Source organism: Luteibacter sp. (assembly GCF_036499525.1).
Taxonomy (GTDB): domain Bacteria; phylum Pseudomonadota; class Gammaproteobacteria; order Xanthomonadales; family Rhodanobacteraceae; genus Luteibacter.
In genome coordinates, this window is record NZ_DASYDO010000065.1 from 78923 (window position 1) to 85970 (window position 7048).

Genomic DNA, 7048 nt, shown 5'->3' on the forward strand with positions numbered 1-7048 from the left:
ATGGGAGTGTTGCGATTACGCCTTCGTCAAACTATAGGAATCGTCCGTCAGATATGTGGGCCGTCAGAGCATCCGTCGGCAGATCGCCTCATAGAGATCCGGCAATCGTTCGAGGTCGGCGATCGACACGCACTCGTCCACTTTGTGGATCGTTGCGTTGACCGGACCCAGCTCGATCACTTCGGCACCCATCGGTGCGATGAAGCGACCATCCGACGTGCCGCCGCCGGTGCTCTGATCGGGATCGATGCCGCAAAGGTCGCGACACACGTCGACCACGACGCCACGCAGGCGGCCGCCGGGCGGTGCGAGGAAAGGATGCCCTGAAAGCTGCCAGTCGATGGCGAAATCCACGCCATGCGCCCGCAGGATGGTTTCGGTCCGTTCGCGCAGGCCATCGGCCGTGCTCGCCGTGGAGAAACGGAAGTTGATCAGCGCCACCAGTTCGCCGGGAATGACGTTGTTGGCGCCTGTACCGGCATTGAGGTTGGACACCTGGAACGACGTCGGGGGGAAATCGGCATTGCCCTCGTCCCAGCGCTCCGCGGTCAATGCGGCCAGGGCCGGGGCGAACGCGTGGATCGGGTTGAGGGCCTTTTCCGGATAAGCCACGTGGCCTTGGACGCCACGCACGGTGAGCGTGCCGGATAGCGACCCGCGCCGGCCCACGCGGATCAGGTCGCCGAGCTTCGCCTTGGCCGACGGCTCCCCGACCACGCAGGCGTCGATGCGCTGCCCGGTGCGCTCGAAATGCCCGACGACCTCTCGCACCCCGTGCAGCGCCACGCCTTCCTCGTCGCTGGTCAGCAGCAGGCCGACGGTACCGGCATGGCCGGGATGCGCGGCGACGAAGCGTTCCAGCGCCACGACCATCGCTGCCACCGAGCCCTTCATGTCCGCCGCGCCACGGCCATAAAGCAGCCCGTCGCGCTCGGTGGGCTCGAAGGGTGGTGACGCCCAACGATCTTCCGGCCCGCTCGGCACCACGTCGGTGTGGCCGAGGAAAGCGAGCACCGGACCCTCGCTTCCATGCGTCGCCCAGAGATTGTCCACGTCGCCGACGCGGAGGTGCTCGATGCGGAAGCCAAGGCGTTCCAGCCTTGCCCCGATCGACGGCAGGCAACCGGCGTCGTCCGGCGTCACGGAGCGACGGCGGATGAGGTCGCGCGCAAGAGCCAGAACGGCGGACATCGAAGACCCGCTCACTTGCCGAACCGCTTCTTGAAGGCGTTATCGGTGAAGCCGACGGAGACGTCGTCCCCATCCACTACCACCGGCCGCTTGATCAACGCCGGATACTCCTTCAACAGCAAGGTCCACTCCGGATCCGTACGAGGGTCCTTGCGCTGCGGCAGCAAGGTGCGCCACGTCGTGGAAGCCTTGTTCACCAGCATCTCCCACCCGCCGAGCTTCTCCGCCCATGCTTTCAACGTGGCCGAAGGCACGGGATGCGCGCGGTAGTCGATGAACTCGTGCGCCACGTCGAAGCGGGTTAGCCAGTTACGTGCCTTCTTGCATGTGTCGCAGGCGGGCAAGCCGTAAACCGTGATCGTCATGGCTCAGTCGCCGCTGCGCAGGAGTTCGTTGATGCCGGTCTTTGCACGGGTCTTCTCGTCCACCTGCTTTACGATGACCGCCGCGTAGAGGCTGTGGCTGCGGTCTTTCGCAGGCAGGCTGCCGGACACGACGACGCTGCCCGCCGGCACGCGGCCGTAGCTGATCTCTCCCGTGGCGCGGTTGTAGATGCGCGTGGACTGCCCGAGGAACACGCCCATGCCGATCACCGAGCCCTTCTCCACGACTACGCCTTCCACCACCTCGGAACGCGCGCCGATGAAGCAGCCGTCCTCGATGATGGTCGGGTTGGCCTGCAGAGGTTCCAGCACGCCGCCGATGCCAACACCGCCGGACAGGTGCACGTTGGCGCCGATCTGCGCGCAGGAACCCACCGTGGCCCAGGTGTCGACCATCGTCCCGGCGCCCACGTAGGCGCCGATGTTGGTGTAGCTCGGCATCAGCACCGCGTCCTTCGCGATATGCGCGCCACGGCGCACCAGCGCACCCGGCACCACCCGCGCGCCAAGGTTCGCGTACTCGGTGGTGTCTCCCCCGGTGAAGCGCAAGGGTACCTTGTCGAAGGCGCTGGACGGGCCGCCATCCATCACGCGATTGCCGTTCATGCGGAAATACAGCAGCACCGCCTTCTTGAGCCAGGCGTTGACCGTCCAGCCGCCTTCGCCGTCCGGTTCGGCCACGCGGCGCTCGCCGGATTCGAGCAGGTTGAGTACCTGCTCAACGGCTTCGCGCAAATCGCCCTCCATTTCGGTCTGGGTAAGCGAGGCACGGCGCTCGAAAGCGTCGTCGATAAGGGATTCAAGCGTTTGCATCTGCATGATCTGACGTCCTTGGGCTTTCGGAACCGATGTGGCGCAGCAGGCACATCCGCAGGATCTCCCGGCGATCGGGCGAGAGCGGCGCATTGCTGCGATCGGTAAGTTGGAAAAAGTCCTCGACACGTTCACCGAACGTGGCGATGCGCGCATCATGCACGCGCACCTGCGCTTCGGCTAGCGCCTGCGCCACGGCGGCAAGCAGGCCGGGCCGGTCGGTGCATACGAGCGCTAGCTGCGTGCGCTCGCCTGCATCGACAAATTCAATGCGCGGGGCCATCTGGAAATGGCGCAGGTGGCGCGAAAGGGTTCGCTTGGCCGGACCGTGGCCCGCCGGCTGGGCAAGCGCGTGGCACATTCGCGCGCGCAACTCTTCGGCTCGCTGTAGCGATGCCGGCGCCTGCGAATCCGATTCCAGCAGAAGAAAGGTATCCAATGCCTTCCCCGTGTTGGAAACGAGGACCCGCGCTTCCATGACCGAAAACCGCAGGCGATCCAGCACCGCCGTCACCGTGGCGAACAGGCCATCCCTGTCGGGCGTGTAGATGAACAGTTCGGTGCTGCCGCGTACGGAGAACGGATGCACTTCCACGAGCGGTGTCGCGCCGTGGGCACGCAGGATGGCGGCCGTCTGCCATGCGATCTGTTCAGGACGATGGCGCAGGAAACTCGATTCGGGGAACTCTGCCCAGACCCCGGCGATGTCCCCGGCGTCCATGTGCTCGGCCGAGAGCACGGCCATCGCCTTCTCGCGACACTCGCGCACGCGCACGGCCAAATGCGCGGGCGGCGTGAGGTCGCTGCGCAGCGCGAAGCGCGTAGCCGTATAAAGGTCCGCGAGCAAACGGTCCTTCCAGGCGTTCCACAGCTTCGGGCTGGTGCCGATGATGTCGGCGATCGTTAGCAGGTAGAGATGGTCGAGGTGCTCCCAGTCGCCCACTTCCGCGCCAAAGCGGTGCACCACCTCCGGATCGGTGATGTCCTGGCGCTGCGCGGTGGTGCTCATCGACAGGTGGTGGCGGACCAGCCAGGCGACCAGTTCCACCTGCTCTTCCGGCAGGCCCAGGCGCGTGCAGAAGGCTCGTGCTTCCTCCTCACCCAGCACCGAGTGATCGCCGCCTCGCCCCTTGGCGATGTCGTGGAACAGTGCGGCCAGGAGCAGCAGTTCCGGTTTTTCCAGGTGCGGCCACACCTCACAGGCGATGGGAAACTCACGCCGCGCCGCCGGATCGGCGAAGCGCGCCACGGTGCGCAGCACACGCGTCGTGTGCTCGTCCACGGTGTAGACATGGAAGAGGTCGTACTGCATGCGCCCGACCACCTTGCCGAACGCTGGCAGGATGGCCGCTAGCAGGCCGTGCCGGTTCATCCGCCACAGTGCGTCCACCGCGGCCGCGCCGCGGCGAAGCAGTGTGAGGAACGAACCGAGCACCTGCGGATCGTCGGCCAGCGATTCGCCATGCTGGGACACCGCGTGCTGGATGCGGCGCATGGTTTCCGCGGTGAATCCGGTGATGCCCGGCTCGTCGAGGCGCGCAATGAAAATTTCCACCAGCGACGAAGGCCGTCGCACGAACAGGTGCGGATTGCGCGGCGCGATGCGCGAGCCGTAGCGGACGTAGTCGCTGCCGACCGGCTGCGGTTCCGTCACGGGATCGAGCATTTCCTCGAAGCGCTCCACCAGCTGGGTGCCGGAGCGCTCGATCTGCGTGGCCGCGCGGTAGTAGCCCTGCATGAACTGTTCGACGCCGAGGTTCTTCGCGTGTTCGTCCTCGAAACCGAGGCGCGCGGCGAGCGCGCGCTGGTAGTCGAACAGCAACCGCTCCTCGGCGCGTCCGGCTTCCAGGTGCAGCGCGTAGCGGTAACGGCGAAGCGTTTCCTCCGCGCGGGTCAATCGCGCGGCCTCCACGGGTTCGAGCAGGCCTTCGGCCACCATGGCGTCGAAATCCGGCGCGTTCGCGAGGCGCCGGCCCAGCCAGCGGATGGCGTCGAGGGTGCGCAGGCCACCGGGGCCGTCCTTGAGGTTGGGCTCGAGGTTCTGCGCCGTATCGTCGTAACGGGCATGGCGGGCATCGCGCTCGGCGAGGCGTGCGCCCAGATAGGCGCGCGGTGGCCAGATCGCGGCGTCGTCGAGGATGCCGCGCAGGCGATTGCCGAGGGTCGGCTGGCCCACGAGGCGCCGCGCGTCCAGCAGGCTGGTGAAGACGCTGGCGTCCTGGATGGCCAGTTCCCGGCATTCCTCCACCGTGCGTACCGCGTGGCCGGGCTTCAACCCGATATCCCACAGGCAGGCGAAGAAGTGTTCCAGGGCGCGCGCCAGGACGGGCGTGCTTTCGTCGACCAACGCCAGCAGGTCGACATCGGAACGTGGAAACAACAGGCCACGACCGAAACCGCCCACGGCGAACAGGGCCGCCTCCACGCCATCGCCGAGGCTGGCGTGCCACGCATGGAGCACGATGCGCTCGACGATCTCCCCACGCCGGCGAGCCAGCGCCGAGGCGTCATCGCCTTCCTGGAACGCAACCGCCAGCGCGCGATCCACGTCGCCCAGCAACTGGCGAAGCGACCGCCGCGCCTCGGGCGACACACCCGAACGGGGCACCACCTTCGGAAGGCGCGGTAGCGATGGCAGCGTCAAAACCAAACCCTCGTTGTAGGAGCGCGCCTTGCGCGCGACATGTTTTGAGGCCGGACCTCGGAGCTGGCGCGTAAAACCGCGGACTGAGCCGAACTTCTGTCGCGCGCGCAGGGCGCGCTCCTACGCGGCGTCGGGCCAGGGCGTCAGGATCTCGAAGCCGTCGTCGGTCACCGCGACGGTGTGTTCCCACTGGGCGGACAGGGAATGGTCCTTGGTGACCACGGTCCAGCCGTCCGGCAGGGATTTCGTCTGGGGCTTGCCGGCGTTGATCATCGGCTCGACGGTAAAGGTCATACCCGGCTTCAGTTCCATGCCGGTGCCTGGGCGGCCGTAATGCAGCACCTGGGGTTCGTCATGGTAGACCTTGCCGATGCCATGGCCGCAGTACTCGCGCACCACCGAGAAACCCGCGGCTTCGGCGTGCTTCTGGATCGCGGCGCCCACGTCGCCGAGGGTGGCGCCCGGCTTGACCGCCTGGATGCCCTTCATCATGGCCTCGAACGTGGTTTCCACCAGGCGCTTCGCCAGCACGCCGGGCGTGCCCACGAAGTACATGCGGCTGGTGTCGCCGTGCCAGCCATCCTTGATCACGGTGACGTCGATGTTCACGATGTCGCCGTCTTTCAGGACCTTGGCCGGGCTCGGAATCCCGTGGCATATCACGTGGTTGACCGACGTGCAGGTGGTTTTCGGGTAGCCGCGGTAACCCACGTTCGCGGGAATGGCCTTCTGCACGTTCACGATGTGGTCGTGGGCGAGCTGGTCCAGTTCCTCGGTGGTGACGCCGGGCTTCACGTGGGGCACCAGCATGGCCAGCACCTCGGCGGCCAGCCGGCCGGCCTCGCGCATGGCCTGGATCTCTTCAGGGGTCTTGGGTACGACTGGCATACGATCTCTCTTTTCCTTTGCCCTTCAGGGGATTGGGCCTGCCACCCGAGGTGGCGGCGCCCCTGCCGGATATCCAGCCTCGGCTTGCGGCCGGGCGGCCCCGCGGGCTACAATTAGCGAGTTTTGCTGTCCGGCGCAGCCATCCAGAGGGTGGCCACGGCGGTGAATCCAAGCGCGATTGTAACCGCACGGCGCCACCCTTGGCCCGGCGCGAGGGAATCGCTTTAACGCCACACACGTATCGGCACCGTCTTCGGGGTGCCCGTCCTGTCCAGGTCGGGTCGAAGCCGGGGATACGTGGAGGTCCCAACCCCCATAGAACCGCCAAGGCGGTTCGCCCAGGAGTATTCCATGGCACAAGTCACCATGCGCGAGATGCTGGAAGCCGGCGTCCATTTCGGTCACCAGACCCGTTACTGGAACCCCAAGATGGCTCCGTACATCTTCGGCGCCCGCGGCAAGATCCACATCATCAACCTCGAGAAGACCGTCCCGCTGTTCACCGACGCGATGAACTTCCTGTCGGCGATCGCGCAGAAGCGCGGCCAGATCCTGTTCGTCGGCACCAAGCGTTCGGCGCGCGACTCCGTGAAGGAAGAAGCCACCCGCTGCGGCATGCCCTACCTGACCCAGCGCTGGCTCGGCGGCACGCTCACCAATTTCCGCACCGTGAAGCAGTCGGTGTCGCGCCTGAAGGAGCTGGAGTCGGCCGAGACCGACGGCACCTTCGAGAAGCTCGTGAAGCACGAGGTGCTGACCCTGCGCCGCGAGCGCGACAAGCTCGACGCGTCGCTGGGCGGCATCAAGGGCCTCGACCGCCTGCCCGACGCGCTGTTCGTGATCGACATCGGCCACGAGGACATTGCGGTCAAGGAAGCCAAGAAGCTCGGCATCCCGGTCGTCGCGGTGGTCGACACCAACTACGATCCGGCGCTGGTCGACTATGCGATCCCGGGCAACGACGACGCCATCCGCGCCGTGCAGCTGTACGCGCGCGCCGCCGCCGACGCGGTGCTGGAAGGCAAGGCCGCTTCGCCGATCGTGGGCCGCCAGGACGACGAGTTCGTCGAACTCGACGCCGACGGCAACCCGGTGGCCGGCGAGGACAAGAAGAAGCGCGCCGGCGCGG

General features: G+C 66.6%; 6 protein-coding genes. 1 reads left to right on the plus strand and 5 read right to left on the minus strand.

Annotated elements, in window-relative coordinates:
- Window positions 1–63: 63 nt before the first annotated feature.
- The 5 genes from dapE to map form a co-directional block, all read right to left on the minus strand.
- Complete coding sequence (gene dapE / locus VGM71_RS13120; protein WP_331545834.1) at window positions 64–1191, minus strand: succinyl-diaminopimelate desuccinylase; 1128 nt, start codon at window positions 1189–1191, stop codon at window positions 64–66.
- Between the two features lie 11 nt (window positions 1192–1202).
- Window positions 1203–1556, minus strand: coding sequence for a Spx/MgsR family RNA polymerase-binding regulatory protein (locus VGM71_RS13125; protein WP_331545836.1), 354 nt, complete (start codon window positions 1554–1556; stop codon window positions 1203–1205).
- 3 nt (window positions 1557–1559) lie between these two features.
- Window positions 1560–2480 carry a 2,3,4,5-tetrahydropyridine-2,6-dicarboxylate N-succinyltransferase gene (dapD, locus tag VGM71_RS13130; protein WP_414675130.1) on the minus strand — a complete coding sequence of 307 codons (921 nt, stop codon included), beginning with the start codon at window positions 2478–2480 and terminating at the stop codon, window positions 1560–1562.
- Window positions 2374–4995, minus strand: coding sequence for a [protein-PII] uridylyltransferase (glnD, locus tag VGM71_RS13135; protein ID WP_331545838.1), 2622 nt, complete (start codon window positions 4993–4995; stop codon window positions 2374–2376). Before glnD ends, dapD begins: the two co-directional genes overlap by 107 nt.
- Before the next feature lie 156 nt (window positions 4996–5151).
- Window positions 5152–5919: a type I methionyl aminopeptidase gene (gene map, locus VGM71_RS13140; RefSeq protein ID WP_331545840.1), complete on the minus strand. Its 768-nt coding sequence runs from the start codon at window positions 5917–5919 to the stop codon at window positions 5152–5154.
- 351 nt (window positions 5920–6270) lie between these two features.
- Between map and rpsB the strand changes: the two genes are divergently transcribed.
- Window positions 6271–7048 (plus strand): 30S ribosomal protein S2 (rpsB, locus tag VGM71_RS13145; protein WP_331545842.1); only part of this gene is annotated, 778 nt, incomplete at its 3' end.

Excerpts from the sequence above, each read along its gene's own strand:
- dapE (WP_331545834.1), bottom strand. The coding sequence starts at position 1,191 with ATGTCCGCCGTTCTGGCTCTTGCGCGCGACCTCATCCGCCGTCGCTCC.
- VGM71_RS13125 (WP_331545836.1), bottom strand. The coding sequence starts at position 1,556 with ATGACGATCACGGTTTACGGCTTGCCCGCCTGCGACACATGCAAGAAG.
- dapD (WP_414675130.1), bottom strand. The coding sequence starts at position 2,480 with ATGCGCCGCTCTCGCCCGATCGCCGGGAGATCCTGCGGATGTGCCTGC.
- map (WP_331545840.1), bottom strand. The coding sequence starts at position 5,919 with ATGCCAGTCGTACCCAAGACCCCTGAAGAGATCCAGGCCATGCGCGAG.